At 66.9% G+C, this 25,278-nt stretch carries 21 protein-coding genes and 1 tRNA gene; 12 read left to right on the plus strand and 10 right to left on the minus strand.

What is annotated here, in order from left to right:
* Positions 1-12 precede the first annotated feature (12 nt).
* The 3 genes from DSM104443_RS11185 to uvrB are packed head-to-tail and all read right to left on the minus strand — an operon-like array spanning position 13 to position 3,155.
* The gene (locus DSM104443_RS11185; RefSeq protein ID WP_212756614.1) at positions 13-519 is read right to left on the minus strand and encodes a low molecular weight protein-tyrosine-phosphatase; all 507 of its coding nucleotides are present in this window, start codon (positions 517-519) and stop codon (positions 13-15) included.
* Between the two features lie 10 nt (positions 520-529).
* Positions 530-1,105 carry a hypothetical protein gene (locus DSM104443_RS11190; RefSeq protein WP_212756615.1) on the minus strand — a complete coding sequence of 192 codons (576 nt, stop codon included), beginning with the start codon at positions 1,103-1,105 and terminating at the stop codon, positions 530-532.
* Positions 1,106-1,115: 10 nt separating this feature from the next.
* Positions 1,116-3,155 (minus strand): excinuclease ABC subunit UvrB, encoded by a 2,040-nt coding sequence (uvrB, locus tag DSM104443_RS11195; RefSeq protein ID WP_171092242.1) that lies wholly within the window; start codon positions 3,153-3,155, stop codon positions 1,116-1,118.
* A 176-nt stretch (positions 3,156-3,331) separates the two neighbouring features.
* Between uvrB and DSM104443_RS11200 the strand changes: the two genes are divergently transcribed.
* Together DSM104443_RS11200 and DSM104443_RS11205 are read left to right on the plus strand one after the other, a co-directional pair.
* Entirely contained in the window at positions 3,332-4,549 is a 1,218-nt protein-coding gene (locus DSM104443_RS11200) for a pyridoxal phosphate-dependent aminotransferase (RefSeq protein WP_171092244.1), read from the plus strand.
* Positions 4,550-4,635: 86 nt separating this feature from the next.
* Positions 4,636-5,499 carry a polysaccharide deacetylase family protein gene (locus DSM104443_RS11205; RefSeq protein ID WP_171092246.1) on the plus strand — a complete coding sequence of 288 codons (864 nt, stop codon included), beginning with the start codon at positions 4,636-4,638 and terminating at the stop codon, positions 5,497-5,499.
* Between the two features lie 82 nt (positions 5,500-5,581).
* Here the strand turns inward: DSM104443_RS11205 and DSM104443_RS11210 are convergent.
* A tRNA-Leu gene (locus DSM104443_RS11210) sits at positions 5,582-5,667 on the minus strand.
* Between the two features lie 817 nt (positions 5,668-6,484).
* Here DSM104443_RS11210 and DSM104443_RS11220 point away from each other — a divergent pair.
* Entirely contained in the window at positions 6,485-6,763 is a 279-nt protein-coding gene (locus tag DSM104443_RS11220) for a PsiF family protein (RefSeq protein WP_171092248.1), read from the plus strand.
* A gap of 67 nt (positions 6,764-6,830) precedes the next feature.
* On the opposite strand, the gene DSM104443_RS11225 is transcribed toward DSM104443_RS11220, so the two are convergent.
* The 4 genes from DSM104443_RS11225 to folE all read right to left on the minus strand — a co-directional run bounded on the left by DSM104443_RS11225 (position 6,831) and on the right by folE (position 9,482).
* Complete coding sequence (locus tag DSM104443_RS11225) at positions 6,831-7,700, minus strand: bile acid:sodium symporter family protein (protein WP_171092250.1); 870 nt, start codon at positions 7,698-7,700, stop codon at positions 6,831-6,833.
* A 71-nt stretch (positions 7,701-7,771) separates the two neighbouring features.
* Entirely contained in the window at positions 7,772-8,314 is a 543-nt protein-coding gene (locus DSM104443_RS11230; protein WP_171092251.1) for a hypothetical protein, read from the minus strand.
* Positions 8,311-8,748 (minus strand): hypothetical protein, encoded by a 438-nt coding sequence (locus DSM104443_RS11235; protein WP_171092253.1) that lies wholly within the window; start codon positions 8,746-8,748, stop codon positions 8,311-8,313. Before DSM104443_RS11235 ends, DSM104443_RS11230 begins: the two co-directional genes overlap by 4 nt.
* Positions 8,749-8,855: 107 nt before the next feature.
* A complete protein-coding gene (folE, locus tag DSM104443_RS11240) occupies positions 8,856-9,482 on the minus strand; it encodes a GTP cyclohydrolase I FolE (protein ID WP_171092255.1) in 627 nt (208 codons plus the stop codon).
* A gap of 85 nt (positions 9,483-9,567) precedes the next feature.
* On the opposite strand from folE, the gene DSM104443_RS11245 reads away from it, so the two are divergent.
* Positions 9,568-11,220 (plus strand): NAD-dependent malic enzyme, encoded by a 1,653-nt coding sequence (locus tag DSM104443_RS11245; RefSeq protein WP_171092257.1) that lies wholly within the window; start codon positions 9,568-9,570, stop codon positions 11,218-11,220.
* A gap of 17 nt (positions 11,221-11,237) precedes the next feature.
* On the plus strand, positions 11,238-12,734 hold the full coding sequence (locus tag DSM104443_RS11250; RefSeq protein WP_171092260.1) for a mechanosensitive ion channel family protein: 1,497 nt from the start codon (positions 11,238-11,240) through the stop codon (positions 12,732-12,734).
* Here DSM104443_RS11250 and DSM104443_RS11255 read toward each other — a convergent pair.
* Both DSM104443_RS11255 and DSM104443_RS11260 read right to left on the minus strand, forming a co-directional pair.
* Entirely contained in the window at positions 12,731-14,212 is a 1,482-nt protein-coding gene (locus tag DSM104443_RS11255) for a hypothetical protein (RefSeq protein ID WP_171092261.1), read from the minus strand. The two genes, DSM104443_RS11250 and DSM104443_RS11255, sit on opposite strands and share 4 nt — an antisense overlap.
* Entirely contained in the window at positions 14,209-14,895 is a 687-nt protein-coding gene (locus DSM104443_RS11260; protein WP_171092264.1) for a hypothetical protein, read from the minus strand. Before DSM104443_RS11260 ends, DSM104443_RS11255 begins: the two co-directional genes overlap by 4 nt.
* Positions 14,896-15,037: 142 nt before the next feature.
* Here DSM104443_RS11260 and DSM104443_RS11265 point away from each other — a divergent pair, with 142 nt between their 5' ends.
* The 7 genes from DSM104443_RS11265 (at position 15,038) to kaiC (ending at position 25,273) form a co-directional block, all read left to right on the plus strand.
* Positions 15,038-16,120 carry a sensor histidine kinase gene (locus DSM104443_RS11265; RefSeq protein WP_171092265.1) on the plus strand — a complete coding sequence of 361 codons (1,083 nt, stop codon included), beginning with the start codon at positions 15,038-15,040 and terminating at the stop codon, positions 16,118-16,120.
* Complete coding sequence (locus tag DSM104443_RS11270) at positions 16,101-16,757, plus strand: response regulator (RefSeq protein WP_171092267.1); 657 nt, start codon at positions 16,101-16,103, stop codon at positions 16,755-16,757. Before DSM104443_RS11265 ends, DSM104443_RS11270 begins: the two co-directional genes overlap by 20 nt.
* Before the next feature lie 119 nt (positions 16,758-16,876).
* Positions 16,877-19,735: a PAS domain-containing hybrid sensor histidine kinase/response regulator gene (locus DSM104443_RS11275; RefSeq protein WP_246232170.1), complete on the plus strand. Its 2,859-nt coding sequence runs from the start codon at positions 16,877-16,879 to the stop codon at positions 19,733-19,735.
* 9 nt (positions 19,736-19,744) lie between these two features.
* The gene (locus tag DSM104443_RS11280; protein WP_171092271.1) at positions 19,745-20,116 is read left to right on the plus strand and encodes a response regulator; all 372 of its coding nucleotides are present in this window, start codon (positions 19,745-19,747) and stop codon (positions 20,114-20,116) included.
* Positions 20,113-22,746, plus strand: a complete 2,634-nt coding sequence (locus tag DSM104443_RS11285) for an EAL domain-containing protein (RefSeq protein ID WP_171092273.1) — start codon at positions 20,113-20,115, stop codon at positions 22,744-22,746. The genes DSM104443_RS11280 and DSM104443_RS11285 overlap by 4 nt, the downstream gene beginning before the upstream one ends.
* 60 nt (positions 22,747-22,806) lie before the next feature.
* Positions 22,807-23,454 carry a hypothetical protein gene (locus DSM104443_RS11290; protein ID WP_171092275.1) on the plus strand — a complete coding sequence of 216 codons (648 nt, stop codon included), beginning with the start codon at positions 22,807-22,809 and terminating at the stop codon, positions 23,452-23,454.
* Positions 23,455-23,530: 76 nt separating this feature from the next.
* The gene (gene kaiC, locus DSM104443_RS11295) at positions 23,531-25,273 is read left to right on the plus strand and encodes a circadian clock protein KaiC (protein ID WP_171092277.1); all 1,743 of its coding nucleotides are present in this window, start codon (positions 23,531-23,533) and stop codon (positions 25,271-25,273) included.
* Positions 25,274-25,278: the final 5 nt, after the last annotated feature.

A 25,278-nucleotide genomic window follows, 5' to 3' on the forward strand; every position in this document is an offset into this window, starting at 1 on the left:
GGGACGGCAGCCCTAACGGGCGCCGTCCAGCCTGAACGCCCTGGGATCGATCTCCGCGGCCATCACGTCGAGCCAACCCTCGGCCGCTTCCTCCACCATGTCGAGCACGGTCTCGAATCCCTCCGGGCCGCCGTAGTAAGGGTCGGGCACGTCCTCGCCCTTCCACGACTTGCTCATCTCGAGATAGAGGCCGATCTTCGCGCGCGAGCCCTTGGGGGCCAGCGCCTTCAGGATGCGCAGGTGCGAGCGATCCATCGCGAGGATGTAGTCGTATTTCTCGAAGTGCTCTTCCGAGACCTGTTGCGCCCGTTGTGCGCTCAGGTCGTAGCCGCGCTTGATGGCATGGCGCATCGAGCGAGCATCCGGCGCATCACCGATGTGATAGTCGTGCGTCCCCGCCGAAGCGACGTGCACCGCCTTGTCGAGACCTCGCTCCTTCGCCTTGGCGCGAAGCACGCCCTCGCCCGTGGGCGAGCGGCAGATGTTTCCCGTGCAGACGACCAGCACACTCACACCCATTCAACGGCTCCTAGCTCAGCGTCTCGTACGTGCGGTGAATCCAGTAGACCTGGTACGCAAGGTTGCCACCGGCGAACACCCGATGGAACGTCTCGTTGCGGACGAAAGCCGCGGTGATGCACAGGCCGATGTAGGCAACATTGCGGATCGGGAACTCGATGCCGAGCTCCAGGAGCCTTCCCTGTCCCTTGATCGCGGCGTCGACGAAATCCAGCAGGAACGTGAACGCGAGCAGGCCGAAGAACCAGCGGCGGCGCGAGTGGAAGTAGCCCTCGTAGCCGTCGTATTCGTCCACGTTGTCCGGGAAGAGCAGTGCGCAGAGCGCGAAGAACATCACCGCGTAGTAGACGACGAAGGCGTAGGTGGCGAAGTGCCAGCCGTGCAGGTGCGAGAGGCGGAATTCCCACCACCAGAAGTGCACAAGCATGAGCAGCATCGAGGCCGACCAGGCGAGGTGCACGCCGTACGTCTTCGCACGCGTGGGGTGCTGCACGAAGCCGACCAGGCCGGTGAGCAGCTTGGCGATGCCCAGGCTCACGACCATGCCGACGAGCACCCGGACGTGAACGAAGAGATCCGCGTCCAACGCAGGCCCCCTATCCTTCCCCGCCCACCATCATCAGGCGGTCGCGCAGGCGGCGGAGCTCGTCTCGCATCTGGGCCGCGCGCTCGAACTCGAGGTTGCGCGCCGCCTCGAGCATCTCCTTCTCGAGCGTGCGGATGCGCTTGTCGAGCTGCTTCTCGCCGAGGGACTCGACCTTCTCGTCCTCGCGGGCGAGCGCCCTCGCCTCCTTCGCATCGCGCGCGTCCTCGGAGCTGTAGACGCCGTCGATGAGGTCCTTGATGCGCTTCGAGATGCCCTTGGGCTCGATGCCGTGCTCGAGGTTGAAGGCCACCTGCTTCGCGCGCCGGCGATCCGTCTCGCCGATGGCGAGCTTCATCGAGTCCGTCATGTTGTCGGCGTAGAGGATCGCCCTGCCGTTGATGTGGCGCGCGGCGCGGCCGATGGTCTGGATGAGCGAGCGGCCGGAGCGCAGGAACCCTTCCTTGTCCGCATCGAGGATCGCCACCAGCGACACTTCGGGAAGATCCAGGCCCTCGCGCAGCAGGTTGATGCCCACCAGCACGTCGAACATGCCCTTGCGAAGGTCGCGGATGATCTCCACCCGTTCCACGGTATCCACGTCCGAGTGCAGGTAGCGCACCTTCACGCCGTGCTCGCCGAGATAATCGGTGAGGTCCTCGGCCATGCGCTTGGTGAGCGTGGTGACCAGCACGCGCTCGTTCACCGCGACTCGCTTGGTGATCTCCGACAGCAGGTCATCGACCTGCGACGAGGCCGGCCGCACCTCGACCGTGGGATCGACGAGTCCGGTCGGGCGAACCACCTGCTCGACCACTTGCCCGGCATGCGTCTTCTCGTAGTCGGCGGGCGTCGCGGAGACGAAGACTGCTTGTTTGACCTGCCGCTCGAACTCCTCGAACTTGAGCGGGCGGTTGTCCAGGGCCGACGGCAGGCGGAAGCCGTAGTCCACCAGCGTCGTCTTCCGCGCGCGGTCGCCGTTGAACATGCCGCCGATCTGCGGAATGGTCACGTGGCTCTCGTCGATAACGACGAGCGCGTTGTGCGGCAGGTAGTCGATCAGCGTGGGCGGTGGCTCGCCGGGCGCACGGCCGGACAGGTGGCGCGTGTAGTTCTCGATGCCCTTGCAGAACCCGAGCTCGTTCATCATCTCGAGGTCGAAGTGCGTGCGCTGCTGCAGGCGCTGGAGCTCGAGGAGCTTTCCCTCCTGCTGGAACTGGTCCAGCCGCTCGCGAAGCTCCGCCTTGATGGTCTCGATGGCGCGCAGCACGGTATCGCGCGGCGTCACGTAGTGGCTCTTGGCGTAGAGCGTGAAGCGCGGAATCTTGTGCAGCAACTCGCCGGTGAGCGGATCGAAGAGCGTCAGGGATTCGACCACGTCATCGAAGAGCTGGATGCGAAGTGCGGTCTCGCCGTGTTCCGCGGGGAAGACGTCGATCGTGTCCCCGCGCACGCGGAAGACGCCGCGGCGGAAGTCGATGTCGTTCCTCTGGTACTGCATGCCGGCCAGGCGCCCCAGCAACTGCCTCTGGGGAATCGGGTCCTTCTCGCGCAGCAGCAGGCGCATGTCCTGGTAGTCCGACGGGTCGCCGATACCGTAGATGCAGGACACCGTCGCCACGATCACGACGTCGTTCTTCTCGAGCAGGCTCTTGGTGGCCGACAGGCGCATCTGCTCGATGTGCTCGTTGATCGAGGAGTCCTTCTCGATATAGAGGTCGCGCGAGGGCACGTACGCCTCGGGCTGGTAGTAGTCGTAGTACGAGACGAAGTACTCCACCGAGTTCTCGGGGAAGAATTCGCGGAACTCGGAGTAGAGCTGTGCCGCCAGCGTCTTGTTCGGGGCGATCACCAGCGCGGGCCGCCCCGTCTGGGCGATCACGTTGGCCATCGTGTAGGTCTTGCCCGAGCCCGTGACGCCGAGCAGCGTCTGGTAGGCAAGGCCGTCGCCGAGGCCCTCGACCAGCTTTGCGATGGCCTGGGGTTGGTCGCCGGCGGGAAGAAACGGGCGGTGCAGCCGGAAGGGGCTGTTGGGGAAGGTGGCGACGTCCATCTTTTGCGAGGCAAAAACGACCATTGTACGGGTTGGACCCCTCCTTTTCGTGACCTAGTTGGCGGAGCGGAGGAATGGCACCCGGTGTACGCACCGCGTAGCTTTGCTGCACTGCATCAACGGCGTAAAATAGCCCTGAAAAGACGTACCCCGCCCGCCCTCCCGGAGAACTTTCGATGTCGTTCATCGCCCAGCGCCTCAAGGCCATCAAGCCGTCCCCCACCCTCGCCATTACCGCCAAGGCTGCCAAGCTGAAATCGGAGGGCAAGGACATCATCGGCCTCGGTGCCGGCGAGCCGGACTTCGACACGCCCCAGTTCATCAAGGACGCGGCCATCGCCGCCATGAACAAGGGCTTCACCAAGTACACGCCGGCCGGCGGCACGTCCTCGCTGAAGAAGGCCATCATCGCCAAGTACAAGCGCGACAACGGCCTGGACTACACCGAGAAGCAGATCCTCGTCTCCGTCGGCGGCAAGCAGAGCTGCTTCAACCTCTGCATGGCGCTGCTGGACAAGGGCGACGAGGTCATCATCCCCGCCCCCTATTGGGTCTCGTACCCCGACATGGCGATGATGGCCGACGCGACGCCGGTCTTCATCCAGGCCGGCATCGAGCAGGGCTTCCGCATCACCGCGGCGCAGCTCGAGCGCGCCATCACGCCGAAGACGCGGCTCCTGTTCCTGAACAGCCCGTCCAATCCGAGCGGCGCCATCTACGCCAAGGCCGATCTCGTGGCGCTCGGCGAAGTGCTCCGCAAGCACCCGCGCATCGTGATCGCCACGGACGACATGTACGAGCACATCCTGCTCGACGGCTCGAAGTTCGTGAACATCCTCGACGCCTGCCCCGACCTCTTCAACCGCACCGTCGTGCTGAACGGCGTCTCCAAGGCGTACTCGATGACCGGCTGGCGCATCGGCTACTGCGGCGGTCCGGAGGAGCTCATCTGGGCGATGGAGAACGTGCAGTCGCATTCGACCTCCAACCCCTCCTCCATCTCGCAGTACGCGGCCGAAGCGGCGCTGAACGGCGACCAGGGCTGCATCGACCCGATGGTTGTCGCCTTCAAGGAGCGCGGCAAGTTCATCTCCGAGGCCCTCAATGCGATCCCGGGCGTGAAGTGCCTGAAGCCCCAGGGCGCGTTCTACGTGTTCCCGGATCTTCGCGAAGCCATCGCGCGCCTGCATGCGGACGGCAAGCTGAAGTCGCCGACGGATGCCGCGCTGACGGAGTACCTGATGGAGCAGGAGAAGGCCGTCGCTGTCGTGCCGGGCTCCGCCTTCGGCATGGAAGGTTACGTCCGCATCAGCTACGCCACGTCGATGGACAACCTCAAGAAGGCCGCCGAGCGCATGAGCAAGGCGCTCACGCCGGCGACGGTGCCCGCCTGAACGGCGAGCGTTCGATGAGCAACAGGACGGCGCCGCGAGGCGCCGTTTTGCTATTCGCCGCTTTCCTGGGGATGGCAGGTCCCGCCATGGCCGAGAAACTCGCGCTCACCTTCGACGACCTTCCGCTCAACGGCGCGCTGCCGGCGGGTGCGACCAAGACCGCCATCACGCAGGAGACCGTCGCGGTCCTGAAGCGCTTCAAGGTCCCGCCCTCCTACGGCTTCGTGAACGCCCGCAAGCTCGAGGGCGATCCGGATGGAGCGTCGGCGCTGCGTGCGTGGGTCGACGCGGGCCATCCCGTCGGCAACCATGCGTACTCGCACATGGATCTCCACCAGAACACGGTCGAGGCCTTCACGCGCGACATCCTGCAGAACGAGCCCGCGTTGATGCTGCTGTCCACGCGCGATGTGAATGCATGGCGCTGGTTCCGCTATCCGTATCTCCGTGAAGGCGACACGCTCGAGAAGCGCCGCGCCGTGCGCGCCTTCCTCGAGAAGAGCCGCTACCGCATCGCGCAGACGACACTCGACCACGAGGACTACCTCTGGAACACCGCCTACGCGCGCTGCCTCGATCGCAAGGACACGGCCGCGATCGCGTGGCTGCGTGAGAGCTACCTCGAGATGGCCGCCGCCTACATCAAGGGCGGGCGCGAGACGGCGAAGCTGGCCTTCGGCCGCGAGATCTCACATGTGTTCCTGTTGCACCTCGGGGCCTTCAGCCCCGTGATCCTTCCCGATCTGCTGGCACTGATCGAGAAGGAAGGCTTCCAGCTCACCACGCTCGAGGACGCGCAGTCCGATCCGGTCTACGCGGTCGATCCGGACGTGACGCCGAAATGGGGTGGAACGCACACCGAGCTGGTGATGCAGTCGCGCGCGCTCAAGTACGACGGCTATCCCAAGAAGCCGCGCGAGAAGCTCGGGACGATCTGCGCGGCGCCCTAAACGTGCGTGCTCAGCAGTCGCATGACCTGCGAAACACATCAAGAAAAAACGGCGCTTCAAGGCGCCGTTTTTTCTCTCCGATTGGTACCCGGGGTCGGATTCGAACCGACATGCCTCGCGGCGGAGCATTTTAAGTGCTCTGTGTATAGCCAATTCCACCACCCGGGCAAGTCACAACAATAACTCAGGATGGGGAGAAATTCCGGCCTCACGCTTAAGCCGGTCCGACCTCAACCATCCGCGCACAGTGCCGTCAGAAACGCGTCGCTCCTTCGCATAAATGCGAATGCTTCCGCACCGCGCGATTCCACGTTTTATTTCGTCCAGGGTTGGAATGTAGTCGTAGGAAATGTTTCTCGCCTTGTACGTCGGCGTTTGAGCGTGGCAATTAGGGCAAAGCAGCCTGAGATTTGTCAGGGCATTGTTCGAGTGGTCACCGTCGATGTGATCCAGCTCCAGGTGAATGGGCCGACCCAGCCAAGATCGTAGACCGCACGAACGACAGATCGGCTTGAAATACCCTTCCGCCAATAGCCTGCGTCGAAGCTTGTTACTTTGACACTGACTTCCTCGCCTCAGCAATGCAGTGAGGGGGATGGTTGGCGTCATGTTCCCTTTGCAGCCGCGTCTGTGGGCCTGCCCCGTCCAGTGCGAAACGTCCAACTTAAGCGCTGCGACGTGTCTCATGACCGAACCGTAGTTCCCACCAGTCGCGCGTATCCCCAAAGCGCGAAGTGTTCCTGCCACGGACCGATTGTTCGCGACGGCTATTCGCAACGCATCATCTGTCCAGCGCCTTCTTCTTCCCAATTGCTGATTCCAAGCTTCGTGCGACGTGAATATTGTCTCAAGAACCCAAGCAATAATTTGTGCAGGCATCAGATTGTGGATAAGCGAAATCTGACTCTATCTACTTGAGATTCTGCAGCGATGCTTGACCGATTCTCGTGTGCAATGGCGCCTCGACCCACAACCGAGGAAATCCATGAGACCCGAACCGATCACGCTTGCCCTCGCGTGCGCCGCCGCGCTCGCCTTCGCTTCCCCCGTCATCGCCGCCGACAAGAACGCGCCGTCCAACGACTCGACGTGCATCGCCACGGCGAGCTCGCTGGAAGGCGAAGAGAAGGACAAGGCCCTGGCCGCGTGCCCGAAGCCGCATTCGCAGCAGGAAAAGATGAAGTACTGCAACGCCAGTGCGCGGGTGAAGGACCTGCACGGCGACGAGCGCCGCTCCTTCATGAGCACGTGCCTGAAGGGCTGACGCGTGCCGCTTGGGCCGGGCGGTTGGTGAACCGTCCGGCCCCGGGCGTGACGGCCGCCGGGGGCGCCTACCTCGCGGCCGTCGCGATCCGCCGACCGACGAACACGAAGGCGACTCCGGTGACGTACATCAGCACGCCGTAGATCGCGCCCGGCAGCATCATCTCCTCGTTCTTCAGCAGCGTGGCGCCGATCACGATCGCGAGCGCGGCGTTCTGCACGGACGATTCGATCGCGACCGTGATCGCCTGGTCGCGAGGCACCTTCGCGAGGCGGGACAATCCATATCCCGCGGCCAGCATGGTGAGGTTGATGGCGAAGACCATCGGAGCGAAGGTCGCCGTGTGCTGCTGGAAGAGCGCGAAGTTGCGGGCGATGCCCGCCAGCACGATCGCCACGAAGACGACCGCCGAGACGACGCCCAACCGCGCCTGCCAACGCTGCGCGAACGCGGGCCACTTCGCGCGGACGGCCATGCCCGCGATCACCGGCACGCCCATCACGACGAAGATCTGGCCCATCGTGGCGCCCGCGGGGAAGGCCACGCCCTGCTCCCCGCCCATGAAGTACGAGATCGCGAACGACACGATCAGCGGCACCGTGACGATCGAAACCAGCCCCGCGAAGGCCGTGAAGGAAAGCGCCAGCGCGACGTCACCCCGGGCGAAGTACGTGAGCAGGTTGGACGTCGTGCCCGTCGGGCAAGCCGCGACGATCAAGAAGCCGACGGCCAGGGCGCCGGTCACGCCGAAGGCCTTCACCACCGCGAAGCCCACGAGCGGCAGCAGCACGAAATGGCACACCGTACCCACGAGGAAAGCGCGCGGATGCGCGAACACGCGACGGAAGTCGGCCAACGCGAGGCCGATTCCCAGCGTGAACATGATGAACATCAAGCCCGCGGGGAGCGCGGCCTGCGAGACCCAATCACCTGGCATCGCCGGATAGTACGGGAAACCCCTGGGGCCGGGCTCCACTTGCGGGGAGCCCGGCCCAGGGTGTGTGAACGCTAGAGGCTCAGCGCGGCGATCGCCTGCAGGCCCTGCGTGATGTTGGCGCGCGCGGCGCCTTCGACGGCGAGCTTGAGGCGCGTCACGCCGACCAGCGAGTCACCCATGCTGGCGGTGTGCGACGACTGGATGGACTTGCGCATCGCGACGGACTTGTCGCTCGCCTTCACGAGCACCCAGCCCGCCTCGAGGTTGACCGTGAAGCTGGCACCGAACGAGGGCTTGCTGAGCTGCGTCACGGTGACCGTGAGCTCGTAGTCGCCGCCCTTGCCCTGCACGATGGACTTGAACAGGCCCGAGCTGGTGACGGCGCTCTCGATCGCGGCCTTGAGGTCGGCATCCGAGATGTTCGAGCTGTCCATCGCGCCCGTCTCCGAGCCGCCCTTGGCTTCGACGGTGAGGGTGAGCGGGAATTTCTTCGCGACGGTGACGGGCGGCGGAGCCATCGATTCCCGGCTGGCGGGCGAGGCACAACCGGCGAGGACGGCGGCAACGGCGAGGATCGTGGCGACTGCGAAGCGACGGGTGAGTGCGTTGTTCATTTTGTCTTCCCTTTGTTATAGATGTTGTCGACCACCTCATCCACCATCTCCTTGGGGGTTTTGCGGGTGAGCGAGGTGTGGTACGAGTTTCCCGTTGCGAGGGGAAAATCGGTCTTCGGATCGCGCACCGTGACGGTGAGCTCGAGCATGTACATCGTGATGTCCCACATCCACTTGTCGGTGTAGGTCACGATGGCGTCCACGCCCTCGACCTTGCCGGGTCCGGTGGACACGGTGAGGCCGCGGGAGCGGAACTTGTCCGCGATCAGGTTGTTGATGCCCCTTTCGTCCGGAGCCAGTTTGCTCACGTGGACGGTTTTCAGCTTGTCGAGATCCGCCGTCGCGTCGACCTGGGCGGTCGCGCGGTTGACGGCACATCCCGGGACAAGCGCGGCGACCGCGAGGATCGCCAACAGCTTCCCGATGTTATTCACTTCATCTCCCTGGTTTGTTTTCTGGTTGTGCGCTGTAAAGCGGCGCCAGAATATCAGGGGATGAACAAAATTCCACCCCAACAATTCACGCGATTCGATACGCCGGATTACGTATTCGGCAGGCCTCCGGCCCCGGTCCGGCCGATCACGGCGAGAAATTCCCGGCGGGTCGACGGATCATCGCGGAAGGCGCCGACCATGCGGCTCGTGACCAGCCCCACGCCGGGCTTGTGGACACCGCGCGTGGTCATGCACTGGTGCGCGGCTTCGATCACCACGGCCACGCCCTTGGGATGGAGCACCTCCTGCAGGGTGTCGGCGATCTGCACGGTCATCTTCTCCTGTACCTGCAGGCGCCGGGCGTAGACCTCGACCAGGCGGGCGAGCTTCGAGATGCCGATCACGCGCTTGTTCGGCAGGTACCCCACGTGGGCCTTGCCGATGATCGGGACCATGTGGTGCTCGCAGTGGCTCTCGAAGCGGATGTCGTTCATCACGATCATCTCGTCGTAGCCCTCCACTTCGGAGAAGGTCTTGGCGAGGATTTCGCGGGGATCCTGCGCGTAGCCGGCGAAGAACTCCTCGTAGGCGCGGACGACGCGCGACGGCGTCTCCAGGAGGCCCTCCCGATCGGGGTCGTCTCCCGCCCACAGGATCATCGTTCGAACGGCCGCTTCGGCCTCCTCCCGCGTGGGACGCTCCACGTTCCGGACCTTCTTCTTCGTCGCAGCCATTCGTCGCTCCCCGATCAGGTAGTGGAAATCATATGCGATTAGAATGGTGTCGAACCCCATCCGTTTCCCCCAGGGAGTAATAAAAATGACTGATAAACATGGCGCCGCAGGCGGCCTGCGAGGCATCGACCTCCTGCGCTCGCCCGAATACAACAAAGGCACGGCCTTCTCGGACGCGGAGCGCGATGCCCTCGGCATCCGCGGCCTGCTGCCCCCGTACGTCTGCACCCAGGACCAGCAGATGGACCGCGTGCTGGCGAGCTTCCGCCGCAAGACCGACGACCTCGAGAAGTTCATCAACCTCGCGGCGCTCCACGACCGCAACGAGACCCTCTTTTTCCGGCTCCTCGTCGACCATCCGGACGAGATGACGCCGATCGTCTACACGCCCACCGTCGGCCTCGCCTGCCAGAAGTTCGGCCACATCTTCCAGCGCCCGCGCGGCCTCTACGTGACGGCGAAGGACAAGGGCAACATCAAGAAGGTCCTGCAGAACTGGCCGGAGAAAAAGGTCTCGATCATCGTCGTCACGGACGGCGAGCGCATCCTCGGCCTGGGCGACCTCGGCGCCAGCGGCATGGGCATTCCCGTCGGCAAGCTGGCGCTCTACACGGCCTGTGCTGGCGTGCATCCCTCGGAGTGCCTGCCGGTCGTGCTGGACGTCGGCACCAACAACGAGGCCTTCCTGAACGATCCGCTCTACATCGGGTTGCACCAGAAGCGCCTCACGGGCGACGACTACTACGGCCTCATCGAGGAATTCGTGACCGCCGCGATGGAAGTCTTCCCCGGCCTCATGATCCAGTTCGAGGACTTCGCGAACCACAGCGCGTTCAAGGTGCTGCAGAAGTACATCGACCGCCTGCCCACGTTCAACGACGACATCCAGGGCACGGCCGCGGTCTCGCTGGCCGGGCTGTTCACGGCGCTGCGCGTTACCGGCCAGAAGATGTCCGAGCAGATGATCGTGTTCCAGGGCGCCGGTAGCGCCGCCACCGGCATCGCGAAGCTTGCGGTGCTGGCGATGATGCAAGACGGCCTCTCCGAAGCGGATGCGCGCAAGCGCTGCTGGCTGGTCGATTCCAAGGGCCTCGTCGTCAAGGGCCGCGCGGACGTCGCCGGTGAGAAGGTGCCCTTCGCCCACGAGCACGCGGAGGTCAAGACACTCGCCGAAGCGGTGAGGGTCCTCAAGCCCACGGCCATCATCGGCGTGGCGGCACAACCCGGAGCCTTCAGCGAGGAAGTCGTGCGCACGATGGCCGCGAACAACAAGCGCCCCATCATCTTCGCGCTGTCGAACCCGACTTCGAAGTGCGAGTGCACGGCGGAGCAGGCGTACAAGTGGACGGATGGCCGCGCCCTCTTCGCCTCGGGCTCGCCGTTCGACCCCGTCACCCTGAACGGCAAGACGTACGTGCCGCGCCAGGGCAACAACTCGTACATCTTCCCCGGCGTGGGCATGGGTGTCATCGCGTCGCACTCCTCGCGCATCACCGAGGAGATGTTCATGCAATCGGCCAAGTCGCTCGCGGAGCTGGTCACGCAAGCCGACCTGGACCAGGGCTCGCTCTACCCGCCGCTGAAGACCGTGCGCGACGTCTCGTCCCACATCGCAGCGGCCATCGCGAAAGTGGCCTGGGACCGCGGCCTCACGAAGGACCCGCGTCCCGCGGACATCCTGGCGTTCATCAAGTCGAAGATGTACGACCCGCGGTACCCGGACTACACGAAGGGCTGACGCTGGGCTTTTCGGGCATGTTCCGCGACGAGGTCGGGTACGCGGCGCTGGTCGCGCTCGTGCTCGGCCTCGGGCTGCTCGCGCTCCGCCCCGCGGACCGCGCGAGCGTGCGCAACCACCTGGTGGTGCTGGTTCTCGCCGCGATCTGCGAGGTGGGTGGCCATGCGCTCGAAGGCAGCGCCGTGGGCCGCGTCGGCGGCTGGGTGGCCGATGCCGCGGCCATCCTCGTGGGCTTCATCGTCCTTCGCCTCGCGGCGATGTTCCTCTTCCGCGTGCTGCTGCCGGTGCTGCGCTTCGAGACGCCGCGCATCATCGAGGACCTCGCGGTCTCCGCGCTCTTCGCCGCCTGGGCGTTGATGTGGTTCCGCCTCGCGGGCGTGGACGTGGGAAGCCTGCTCGCCACCTCCGCGGTCATCACGGCGGTGCTCGCGTTCGCGATGAAGGACACGCTCGGCAACGTGCTGGGCGGCGTGGTCCTGCAGCTGGACGAATCCATCCGCGTCGGCGACTGGGTGAAGGTGGACGACGTGTCGGGCCGAGTCGTCGAGATCCGCTGGCGGCACACGGCCATCGAGACGCGAAACCGCGAGACCGTCGTCGTCCCCAACGGATGGCTCATGGCCAACCGCTTCACGGTCATCGGGTCTCGATCGGATCCCAAGCCCGTCTGGCGCCGCTGGGTGCGCGTGAACGTGGACCTCTCCGCGTCGCCCACGGCGGTGTGCGCGGCGCTCGAGCGTTCGGTGCGCGATGCGGAGATCCCCAACGTCGCCCGCGAGCCGGCCGCGAACGCCGTGCTGCTGGAGATCGGCGCGCGCTACGGCACGTACGCGTTGCGCTACTACCTCACCAACCCGCAGGTGGACGATCCCACGGATTCCGCCGTACGCGCGCACGTCCTCGCCTCGCTCGAGAGGAAGGGCATGAAGATCGGCGTGCCCTACCAGGAAGAGCTGCAGATCCGCGACAACGAGGCGCACCGCACGCAGGCCGCGACGAAGGAGCGCGAGCGCAACAACCGCGTGCTGGCGCATTGCGAGATGTTCGGCACGCTCACCGAGGCCGAGCGCGACCAGCTCGCCTCCCGCCTCGTGCACGCGCCCTTCGTGAAGGGCGACACGATCACGCGCCAGGGCGACGTCGCGCACTGGCTCTACATCCTCGATGCGGGCCGGGCTGAAGTGCTGCTGGAGACGCCCAGCGGCCGCCGGCCGCTGGCCACCCTGCTATCGGGCAGCGTCTTCGGCGAGATGGGGCTGCTCACGGGCGAGCCGCGGCGCGCCACCGTGGTCGCGCAAACGGACGTGGATTGCTACCGCCTCGACAAGTCCGGGCTCGAGGCGATCCTTCGAGCGCGCACCGATATCGCCGGCGAGATCTCGCGCATCCTCGCCTCGCGGGAGGCGGACCTCGTCACCGCGATCGCCGAGCGCACCAACGGAACGCCCCACGCCTCGACCTCCGACGCGATCCTCGGGCGCATCCGCAACTTCTTCGGCCTCGAGAAGGCCTAGAGCTCTCCGACGGAGACGGTCGCGCGCCGCACTCCCGTGATCTCGACGCCCGCGAGCGCCCAGCCGTGGCCTCGCTCACGCATGCGGTTGAAGCGGAACTCGTAGGTGTCGCCGTCCACGAGGGCCTCGAAGGGGCCCGCGTCGCGGTAGAGCCGATCGGGAATGAGATAGGCATCGTGCCGTCCGCTGCCGTCGGTTCCCGGCACGTAAAGCACGTCGATGGCGCCCGGGACTTCGTGTCCTGACGGCCGCGAGATCGACACCCTCCGCGCCGCCTGGGTGACGATCGATACGCCGATCTCCGTCCGGCCTCCCTCCGCCGCGGGCACGCTGCGAACCACGCGGCCCACGATCAGGGGATCGGCCGCGGAGCGGCGGATGCCCACGAGGTCGCCCACGGAAATCTCGCCGCAATCGCCGAGCCTCCACGAGGCGCCCAGCCCGGTGTCGCTCACATCGACCCACCGGATGCTCCGCTCGGCCGAAAGAAACTGCGCGACGTCCCCGAAGCCTCGCGCCATGATCTCGGCGAGCCCGACGAAGGCCTCGGCTTCGAAGCCCGCGGCACGCCGCTCGGCTCGGGGCGTGAGCACGGAGCGCGAATCGAGCAGGCCCTGGCGCACCACGTCCAGCACGGCGACGTGCTCCTCGATGCCGAACTCGGCCGTGAAGCCCTCCGAAGGAATGATCCGGCCGGCGTGGAACTCCTTCAGGGCGCTTCGGTACGCGGCCTCGATCGGCTCCGGCGGGAGATAGAGCGAGAGCTCCGCGCCGAGATGGCGTGGCCCGCGGCGAAGGCCGTCGCCCGAATCGAGGTCGGCTCGCAGCGCGGAGGCGGAAGGCGACTCGCGCACCGCGCGCAGCACCGGCATCCACAGCCACAGGCAGGCGTCGAAGATCTCGATCTGCTTCGCGTTGAGATTGCCGGTCGAGAACTTCGCGAGCAGCAGCGCGCGGAAGTAGAGCCCCTCGATCGAGCTGGCGACCGGGCGGCCGTCGAACGCGAAGCGGCGCTCGTCGCCCTGCCGGCCGGTGGCCAGCGCGAGGCTCATGATGGCGTGCGTGCCGCGGTAGTCGTAGGGATCCTGCCGGCCCACGTTGACTTCGCATTTCACCGACTCGCCCAGGTAGAGCAGCGCCAGCGCGGCGACGTCGAGCGTGCGGCCGTCGGGCGTGTCGAACTTGCGGTCGATCGATTCCAGCAGGCGCTGGCCCAGCTTCGCCATGCGGCGGCTGGTGTAGTAGATCCAGGCGCTGGCTTCCTTCTCCTCGGCGTTCCAGGCGAGTGCGCTCCCGAGGAGGCGGCGCTTGATCTTGCCGATGAGCCCGTCGACGTCGGCATGCAAGCCGTAGTAGCCCGTCAGCGCGGCCTCGGTGAAGGTGCCCTTCAGCGTCTCGCGCAGCTCCGAGAGGTGGCGCTCGATGCTGGCCTTCTGCGCATCGACGCTCATCAGGGACGTGAATGTCGGGGTATTCATCGCGATCCCGCCGCGAACGTGCGGTTCATCGCCCGATGGAAGTCCGCGGCGAGCACTTCGCCCGTCAGGTCCCAGGATGCGTGGATCCAGTTCGGGGTGTCCGGCCAGGGCCCGTCGTGCGCCGGGGACGGGGTGCCGGCGAGCGCCCGGCCGAGGCGCGCGACCTGCTTCCAGTCCTTGCTGGCCGGATGGTTCTTCTGGAACTCCATCGCGAGCGTCCGGTACGACCCGGCATCGCCCATCCGGAACGCGACCTCGAGCTGCGCGAGGCGCAGCGATTCGACGGCGGGACACTGCTCGATCGCGAGCGACAGCAGCTCCATCGCGCGGTCGGGCTGCTCCTCCTCGAGGAAGAGCCGCGCGGCCTGGATCATGCGGTCCGGGTTCTCGAGGTCGGCGCTGGACTGCGCGGTGCACGGGAAGCGCGCCGCGATGTAGCGGTCCCGGAGCTTGCGCTGCAGGATCAGGTCGCCGTTGATCGTTCGCGCGGCTTGCGGGGCGTTGGACGGCTCGCTGGAGATGGGGCGATCCCAGGTAAGGTCGCCCTGCGGCGTCGTTCGCGGCACGGGCGCCGGGTCGGCGCGCTTTGCCACGCGCGGAGCGATGGAGGAAGCGCGACTCTCGAAGACCGCGAACGAGGCCACGGCGGTAGTGGCGAGGAGGACGGCATTCTGGAATTCCATCGGGACTTCCTTCACGGCGGGTCTGGGACGAGCCTCAGGGTGCGTCATCGGGCCGGGCGCGGCCATCGGGAAATCCCCGGCATCGTGCCTCCAAGTCCCTGAGAGGCAAGCGGCCGATGGCAAATGGGCGCACGCTGCGGAGGTGAACGCCCCTCTCGCGCAGAGCATCCTCGACTCGCTCGATTCGCGCATCGCGGTGATCGACGGCGACGGCGCCATCCTAGAGGCCAACCCGTCGTGGGAGCGCTTCGACACCGCACGCTCCGAGCTCGGCCTGGGCAGCGCCAAGGTCGGCTCGAATTTCCTCGAGATCCTGCGCGAGGCCGCGCGCGGCGGGCGGGCCTTCGCGCCGGAGGGACTTAAAGGCATCGCCTCGGTGATCGCGCGCGAGCGAACCTTCGCCTCCCTCGACTACCAGGTCGAGACGCCCAGCGGCACCCGCTGGTTCCGCGTGTGCGCGACCCCGCTGGAGGGAAGCGAGCGCGGCGCCGTGCTCTCCCACGCCGAGACGACCGAGCGCATGTCCGCGCTGGTCGAGCTGGAGGTGGCGCACGAGCGCCAGCGAAACCTCTCCAGCCGGCTGCTCTCCGCCCAGGAAGACGAGCGCCGGCGTATCGCGGGCGAGCTGCACGACGACATCGGCCAGTCGCTCACCGCGCTCAAGATCACGCTGCACCGCCTCGCCGCGCGAACCCCCGTGGAAGCGCGTCCGCTCATCGACGAGGGCCTGCGCGTCACCGACGACACCCTCGAGCGCCTGCGCCTGCTGATCCACGACCTTCGCCCGCCGCAGCTGGACGCCCTGGGCCTGGTCGATGCCCTGGGCTGGCTGGTCGAGCGCCAGCGCGACGCAACCGGGACCGACATCCGCTTCAGCTTCTCCGGCGTCGAGGAGCATCGCCCTCCGCCGGATATCGAGGTCGCCTGCTTTCGCGTCGCGCAGGAGGGCCTGAGCAACGCGACGCAGCACGCGAAGGCCTCGATGATCCTCGTGAAGCTCGCCTACGAAGACCCGCTGCTGAAGCTCGTCATCCAGGACGACGGCGCCGGGTTCGACGAGGCCGCCGGCCGGCGCTCGGCGATCCAGTCCGGCAGCCTCGGGCTGGTCGGCATGGAAGAACGAGCGCGGCTCGTCGGGGGCCGGGTGAGGCTCACCACCGCCCCCGGTGCCGGCACGACGTTGAGCGCTCAGTTTCCCTATCGCCATGCGAATCCTGCTGGCTGACGACCACGCGCTCGTGCGCGCGGGAATTCGCGCCCTCATCGAGGAGATGGAGGGCGCGACGATCGTGGCCGAGGCCAGCAACGGGCGCGAGGCGGTGGCGCTCGCGAAGGCCCACTCGCCCGACGTGGTCGTGATGGACATCTCCATGACGGAGCTGAACGGCATCGAGGCTACGGCGCGGATCCGCACCGAGGCGCCGGGCTCGCGCGTGCTCATCCTTTCGATGCACACCACCGACGATTTCGTGCGCCGGGCGCTGAAGGCGGGCGCCTCGGGCTACCTCGTCAAGGATTCCGCGCCTTTGGAGCTCCGCATGGCGCTCGACGCCGTGCTGCGCAACGAGGTCTACCTGAGCCCCCGCGTCTCGCGCGGCGTGGTCTCGGGCATGGTGGGCCGGGGCGCGGACGCCAGTGAATCGATGCTCGACGCGCTCACGCCCCGGCAGCGCGAGGTCCTGCAGCTGATCGCGGAAGGCAAGAGCACCAAGGAGATCGCCTTCGCGCTCTCGCTCAGCGCGAAGACGGTGGAGACCCACCGCGCGACCCTCATGGAACGCCTCGACATCCACGACATCGCGGGCCTCGTGCTCTTCGCCGTGCGCCACCACCTCGTGAGCGCCGACCGCCCCGACCTTTAGCTGTTCCCGCCGGCGATACGATCGCATGTGCGCTACCGCACCGACGTTGGCACTTCCCGGAGCTAAGGTCCATCCGATAACAACAAGGAAAAGCTATGGGCGCGGTTGAGCAGCTTTCCGTGAAATCGCCCCTGAAGACGGGAGCGCTGCAGGACGCCATCTTCAACAGCGCGCACTTCTCCAGCATCGCCACCGACGAGAAGGGCGTGATCCAGATCTTCAACGTCGGCGCCCAGCGGATGCTGGGCTACGCCGCGGCCGATGTCGTGAACCTCATCACGCCGGCCGACATCTCGGATCCGCAGGAGCTCATCGCGCGCGCCGCGGCGCTCAGCGCCGAGCTGGACACGAAGATCACCCCGGGCTTCGAGGCGCTGGTGTTCAAGGCTTCGCGCGGCATCGAGGACATCTACGAGCTCACCTACATCCGCAAGGACGGCAGCCGCTTCCCGGCGATCGTCTCGGTGACGGCGCTGCGCGATGCGAAGGAAGCGATCCTCGGCTACCTGCTGATCGGCACCGACAACACCGCGCGCAAGGGCGCCGAGGAAGCGCTGCTGAAGGCGGGTGCGCTGCAGAGCGCGATCTTCAACAGCGCGAACTTCTCCAGCATCGCCACCGACGAGAAGGGCGTGATCCAGATCTTCAACGTCGGCGCCGAGCGCATGCTGGGCTACGCCGCGGCGGACGTGATGAACAAGATCACGCCGGCCGACATCTCCGATCCGCAGGAGCTGATCGCCCGGGCCAACGTGCTCAGCCTCGAGCTGGACACGACGATCACCCCGGGCTTCGAGGCGCTGGTGTTCAAGGCCTCGCGCGGCATCGAGGACATCTACGAGCTCACCTACATCCGCAAGGACGGCAGCCGCTTCCCGGCGATCGTCTCGGTGACGGCGCTGCGCGACGCGAAGGAGGCCATCCTCGGCTACCTGCTGATCGGCACCGACAACACCGCGAGGAAGCAGGTCGAGGCCAACCAGGCGCTGCTCGACCAGAGGCTTCGCGACCAGCAGTTCTATACGCGCTCGCTGATCGAGTCGAACATCGACGCGCTGATGACCACGGATCCGCAGGGCATCATCTCGGACGTGAACCAGCAGATGATCGCCCTCACCGGCCGCACGCGCGACGAGCTGATCGGAGCGCCCTGCAAGACCTTCTTCACCGACCCGGTCCGCGCCGACGCCGCGATCAAGCGCGTGCTGGCCGAGAACCGCGTCAGCAACTACGAGCTCACGGTGCGGGCGCTGAACGGCGAGGAGACGGTCGTCTCGTACAACGCGGCCACGTTCCATGATCGCGACCGGAAGCTCCAGGGCGTCTTCGCCGCGGCCCGCGACGTGACGGAAAGGAAGCGCTTCGACCGCACGCTGCAGGAGAAGAACATCGAGCTGGAGCACGCGAGCCGCATGAAGTCGGAGTTCCTCGCCACGATGTCGCACGAGCTGCGCACGCCGCTGAACGCCATCATCGGCTTCTCCGAGGCCATGAGCGACGGCCTGGTGGGCCCGATGAGCGAGACGCAGCGCGAATACATCGGCGACATCTTCTCCGCCGGCCAGCACCTGCTTTCCCTCATCAACGACATCCTCGACCTCTCGAAGGTCGAGGCCGGGATGATGGCCCTCGAGCTGGAGGCGGTGGACCTGGGCCTGCTGCTCGCCAACAGCTTCACCATCGTGCGCGAGAAGGCCGCCGCGCAGAACGTCGGCCTCGTGCTCGAGACGGGCAAGGACCTGGGCATCACCCAGCTCGACATGCGCAAGATGAAGCAGATCGTCTACAACCTGCTGTCGAACGCCGTGAAGTTCAGCTCGGAAGGCGGCTCGGTGACGCTCCGCGCCCACCGGGTTCCCCGAAGTGCCGTCGGCGTCCTGAAAGGCTCCTGGCATGTGCACGCCTTCCCGCTCGCCGACAGCACCCACCAGCACTTCCTCGAGATCTGCGTCACCGACAGCGGCATCGGCATCGCGGCCGACGACATGCCGAGGCTCTTCCAGGCCTTCAGCCAGATCGACAGCAGCCTGTCGCGCAAATTCGAGGGCACCGGGCTCGGCCTCGCGATGGTGAAGCTGATCGCCGAGCTGCATGGCGGCAGCGTGGCGGTGGCCAGCGCCGTGGACGAAGGCGCGACCTTCGCCGTGTGGCTGCCGCTCCGCAGCGCCCTGGGCCTGTCCGCCACCCAGCCCATGCCCGCGTACAAGCCCGTGGGCAGCGACCCCAAGGAGCGCGTGGCCCTCATCGTCGAGGACGACGACCGGGCGGCCGACCTGGTGCGCCTGCTGCTCGAGGCCGAGGGCTTCCGGGTGCTGCGCGCCGCGCACGCGGAGGACGCGCTGAAGATGGCGAAACAGCAACCCCTCTCGCTGATCACGCTCGACATCGAGCTGCCCGGCATCAACGGCTGGGAGTTCCTGCTGCGCATCCGCGAGGACCAGGCACTCTCCGGCGTTCCGGTGGTGGTTGTCTCGAGCCTCGTCGACAATCACATGGCGCTCTCCGATGGCGCCGCCACCGTGCTGCAGAAGCCCATCAGCCGCAGCGAGCTGAAGTCCTCGCTGGCACGCCTGGGGCTGCATCCCGACGCGGAGCACACGCACACGGTCCTGGTCGTCGATGACGATCCGAAGGCCATCGAAGTGATCGCCGCGTTCCTCCCCAGCCCGGCCTACACCGTGATCCGCGCCAACGGCGGCGAGGAAGCCATCGCGATGGCCAAGCACCTGCAGCCGGACCTGATCCTCCTCGACCTGATGATGCCCGGCGTGAGCGGCTTCGATGTCGTGCTGGAGCTGCGGCGGGATTCCGACACCGCGCGCATCCCCATCCTCGTCGTGACCGCGAAGCACATCACGCCGCACGACCGCGCCACGCTCAACGCCAACCCCGACAACGCGATCAACATCGTCGAGAAGGCCGCCTTCAACCACGCCCACTTCATCGACGAGGTGCGGCGCGCCTTGCGGCCGCACTAGGCCCGCCCCATGGCGCGCGTGCTCGTGGTCGAGGATAACCAGGCGAACATGAAGCTCGCGGTGCTGCTGCTTCGCAATGCCGGCCACCACGTCCTCTGCGCCGTCGACGCGGAAGCCGGGATCACCATCGCGCGCGAGCAGCTGCCCGACCTGATCCTCATGGACGTCCAGCTTCCCGGCATGGATGGCCTCGCGGCGACGGCGCTGCTCAAGCGGGACCTCGCCACGGCGGGAATCCCGGTCATCGCGTTGACGGCGCTCGCCATGAAGGAAGACCAGGAGCGCGCCACCCTCGCGGGCTGCGACGCCTACATGGCCAAGCCGCTGCGCTACCTGGAGCTCTACGCGGCGATGGACCTGCTGCTGGTCCGCTCCCGATGAGCGGCCCCGCTGCCCTCCTCCTCATCGTCGACGACGAGCCGGCCAACTGCAAGCTGCTGGTGACGCTGCTGCAGGCCGAAGGCTATGCGACGATGGTCGCTTCCAACGGAGAGGCCGCGCTGGCGCTCGTGGCGGAGCGATCCCCCGACCTGATCCTGCTCGACATCATGATGCCGGGCATGGACGGCTACCAGGTCGCCAAGATCCTCAAGGGAAACCCCGCCAGCGCGCACATCCCGATCATCATGGTGACCGCGCAGATCGACCGCGGGGCACGCCTGGCCGGCCTCAATGCCGGGGCCGAGGAGTTCCTCACCAAGCCCGTGGACCGCTCCGAGCTGTGGCTGCGGGTGCGAAACCTCCTGCGCATGAAGGCTTCGGCCGACCTGCTGCGCGACCACGGGGCGATCCTCGAGGCGCAAGTCCGGGAGCGCACCGCCGACCTGCAGCGATTCCGCACCGCGATGGACGCAACCGTCGACGCGATCTTCCTCGTGGACTGCTCGACGATGCGCTTCATCGAGGTCAACGCGACCGCCTGCAAGATGCTCGGCTTCACGCGCGAGGAGACTCTCCGGATGGGGCCCGAGCAGGTCGCGCTGGGCAGCTTCGAGCAGCTGGACCGCGTCTACGACGCCATCATCGACGGCCGCTCCACCGGGGAGCTCGCCGAGACGCGCCTGCGCCGCAAGGACGGCACCGAGTTCCCGGTCGAGGCCAAGCGCACGGCCCACGCCTCGGGCGACGCCTGGATCATGGTCGAGGTGATGAGCGACATCACCGAGCGCAAGGAAGCCGAAGCGCGGCTGCACCGCCTCGCCCACTACGATCCCCTCACCTCGCTGCCCAACCGCACGTTGTTCAACGAGACGCTCAGGAACACCCTCGTGCACGCCACCCAGAACGCCTGGCGGGTCGCCGTGCTCTGCATCGACCTGGACCACTTCAAGAACGTGAACGACACGCTCGGCCATGCGATGGGCGACGAGCTCCTGCGCCAGTTCGCCAGCCGCCTCGTGAAGTGCGTGCGCCTGCGCGACACCGTCGGGCGCCTGGGCGGCGACGAGTTCGCCGTGATCCTCGTGATGCAGCACGGCCAGCTCGGCGTGGCCGCCGTCGCCGCGAAGATCCAGGAGTGCCTGCGCGCACCTTTCGAGCTCGGCGGCCACGAGGTGAACTCGACCGCGAGCATCGGCGTGGCGATCCTGCCCGACGATGCGGCCGATTCCGACACCCTGATGAAGTACTCGGACACGGCGATGTACCGCGCCAAGCAGGCCGGGCGCAACACCTTCCGCTTCTTCACCGCGCAGATGAACGTCGAGGTGGTGGCGCGGCTCGAGCTCGAGACGGCCCTGCGCCGGGCGGTGGAGCACCGCGAGTTCGTCCTGCACTACCAGCCCAAGGTGCAGGTCGATAGCGGCCGCGTCTGCGGGCTCGAGGCGCTCGTTCGCTGGGAGCGCCCGGGCCACGGCCTCGTGCTCCCGGGGGAATTCATCCAGGCGCTCGAGGATACGGGGCTCATCGTGCGCGTCGGGCGGTGGATCGTCGCGACCGCCTGCAAGCAGATCCGGGCCTGGATGGACTCGCCCGTCGGGCCCCGCCAGGTCTCGATCAACGTCTCCTCGCGCCAGTTCGGCGAGGGCGACCTCGAGGGCGACGTGATCCGCGCGCTCGAGCTGAACGGCGTGCCGCCCGACCTTCTCGAGCTGGAGCTCACCGAGACTTCGCTGCTTGCGAACACCGAGCTCACCATCGCGTGCCTGCGGCGCCTGAAGAAGCTGGGCGTGCGCGTGTCCATCGACGACTTCGGCACCGGCTACTCGAGCCTCGCCTACCTGCGCCGCTTCCCGATCGACAAGCTGAAGATCGACAAGGGATTCATCGACGACGTCACCAGCAACCCGGACGACGCGTCGATCGTGCTCGCCATCGTGCGCATGGCGCGCAGCCTCAAGCTCGAGACGGTGGCCGAGGGCGTCGAGACGACAGCGCAACTCGCGTTCCTGCGCCGCCACGGCTGCGACCAGATGCAGGGCTACCTCTTCAGCAAGCCCCTGGCGGTCCCGGAGGTCGAGGCGCTGATGCTCGAGGGCAGGACCTTGCCTTCGCCCCGGGGGGATGGCAAGGAGCGGGTGCGCACGCTCCTGCTCCTGGACGACGAGCCGCGCATCCTTGCCGCGTTGCAGGCGATGCTGCGGGCGGATGGCTACCAGATCCTCACCGCGATCTCCGCGGCCGAAGGCTTCGAGCTGCTCGCCCTGCACAAGGTGGACGTCCTGATGTGCGACGAACGCATGCCGGCCATGAGCGGCACCGATTTCCTCGACCGCGTGAAGGACCTGTATCCCGATACGTTCCGCATCGTGCTCTCCGGCCAGGCCGACCCGAGCGGGATCATGGACGCGATCAACCGCGGAGCGATCCACCGCTACTACACCAAGCCGTGGGACAACCGGACGATGCGCGAGAACATCAGCGAGGCATTCCGCTTCGGCGAGCTGCTGGGCAACCCCGACCGGGAAGGCCCCGCCGATGAGCCGCCGGCCCGCTGGGATCCCACCGCCGTCATCGAGCAGTGGAAGGCGCGCAACGAGCCTCCCGCGCGGAGCCCCGCCGACCTCCCCTGACGATGTCCCTATGTTCGCCACCGAACAGTCAAAGTCCGGCGAACGCATTAGCCTTGGCCCATGCTGCATGAATTCGTCGCCACCCATCGAAACGAGCTGATCCTGCGCTGCCGCGGCCGGGTCGCGAAGCGGCTGGGACTCGCGCAGGCGCCTCCCGAGGCCGACCAGGGTGTCCCGTTGTTCCTGGTGCAGCTGGTGGACACGCTTCGCAGGGCGGAGGCCACGCGCGATGGCTCGGCGGACCTCGCCCCCCCGCTCGCCGCCCGTGTGCTCGGCGCCGCGGCGGCGCACGGCCAGCAGATGCTCGGCCTCGGCCATGGCATCGAGCACGTCGTGCGCGACTACGGCGACGTCTGCCAGACCGTGACCGAGATGGCCGACGAGCTCGGCGCGCGGATCTCGGCAGAGGAATTCCGGGCGCTGAACCTGGCCCTCGACGACGCGATCGCCGAATCCGTCATGGCATTCGGAAACGCGCGGGAGCGAGCGCATTGTTCCGACGCGAGCGACGCGACCGAGCACCTCCAGGCCATCGCGATCGAGCTGCGGCGCCTGGTGGGCGTCGCCCAGCACTCCTGCGCGGCGATGCGCACCGGCAGGGTCGGCATCAACGGGGCGACCGGCGAGTTGCTGGCCCATTCCCTCGCCGAACTGAAGGCCCTCACGACGCGATTGCTCGACGGACCGGGCAGCAAGCCCGGCGGATAACGACGAAGCGTGCCTTACCGTACAGACCCGCTCTCCCGGCAGGCGGACAGTTCCCCGTGAAGGAGTCCCCCGGAACATGATGGACGCCAATCGCATCAATCCCCGCAAGTCCGTCAAGGCTCCGGTCAAGGCCCCGACCGGCATCCTCGGCTTCGACGAGATCACGGGCGGCGGCTTGCCTCGTGCACGCACCACCCTGCTGGTGGGCGGCCCCGGCTCCGGCAAGACGATCTTCTCGCTGCAGTTCCTCGTGCACGGAGCCCGCCACGGCAAGGAGCCCGGAATCTTCGTCGCCTTCGAAGAGGCCTCGGAGCGCATCGAGTCCAATGCCGAGAGCTTCGGCTGGAACATGCGCCAGCTTCGCCGCGACGGGAAGCTGTACTTCCTCGACGCGCAACCCATGGCCGACCTGGTGCAGTCCGGCACCTTCGACCTGAGCGGCATGCTCGCGGCGCTGGGAGCCCAGGTCGCGCAGATGAAGGCGAAGCGCATCGTGTTCGATGCGCTCGACGTCGTGCTGGCCCTGCTTCCCGACGAAGCCTCGAAGCGCCGCGAGGTCTACCGCCTGCACGAGTGGCTGCTGGCCCACGGGTTGACCGGCCTCATCACCGCGAAGAGCGGCGGCGACGAGGCGAGCTCGGTCGGCGAGCAGACTTTCGGCTTCATGCAGTTCATGGTGGACTGCGCCGTGATGCTTTGCCACGGCGTCGTGCTGGGCGTCTCGCAGCGCAACCTGCGCGTGCAGAAATACCGCGGCACGGCGTTCGACGAAAACGAATCGCCGTTCCTGATCGGCCCGACCGGCCTCGAGGTCGCGACCGCGCCGACCCTGGGAATCGAGCACGCCAAGGTGAGCAACGAGCGGATCTCGAGCGGCGTCGCCCGCCTCGACACCATGCTGGGCGGCGGCTTCTACCGCGGCTCGGCCATCCTGGTCACGGGCTTTCCCGGCACGGCGAAGACGACGCTCTCCGGAGCGTTCGCGGAAGCGGCCTGCCTCCGCGGGGAGCAGACGCTCTTCGTGAGCTTCGATTCGGACGTGAACGAGGTCGTCCGCGACCTGGGCTCGGTGGGCATCCATCTCGGGCCGCACGTGAAGAGCGGCGTGCTGCGAATGGCCTCGGCACGCACGATCACGGGAAGTGCCGAGACGTACCTGGTGCGCATCAAGTCGCTCGCGAAGACCCACAAGGCCCGCTGCCTGGTGATCGACCCCGTCTCCACGTGGTCGAAATCCGGCAGCGACCAGGCCGCGCATAGCGTGGCCGAGCGCCTGATCGGCTGGACGAAGGCCAACGGCATCACGATGCTGTGCACGAGCCTGCTCGACGAGATCGCCAGCCAGACCGAGGGCGGCTCGTCGCTGCAGATCTCGACGCTCGCCGACGCCTGGATCCACCTGAGCTACGTCGTGCAGGCCGGCGAGCGCAACCGCGGGCTCTCCATCATCAAGTCGCGCGGCACGGCCCACTCGAACCAGGTGCGCGAGCTGATCCTGAGCGACACGGGCGTGACCCTCACCGACACCTATACGGCGGGCGGCGAGGTGCTGATGGGAACGCTGCGCTGGGAGAAGGAGAGCGCCGAGCGCGTCGCCCACGAGGTGACCGAGGTCGCGACCAAGCTGAAGCGCGTTCGCCTCGACGCCGAGGAGGCCGAGCTCGAGGTGCGCGTGAAGTCGCTCATGGTGGAGCTGGAGGCCAAGCAAGTGGAAAAGGCGCTCCTCGCCCGCACCACCGAGATCCAGAAGCGCGAGCTTTCCAAGGGCCGCACGCGGATGGGAGAGCTGCGCGGCGCGGACGTCGTCCCTCCAAAGTGAGCCGC

The sequence above is a fragment of the Usitatibacter rugosus genome (assembly GCF_013003965.1).
Classification (GTDB): Bacteria; Pseudomonadota; Gammaproteobacteria; order Burkholderiales; family Usitatibacteraceae; genus Usitatibacter; species Usitatibacter rugosus.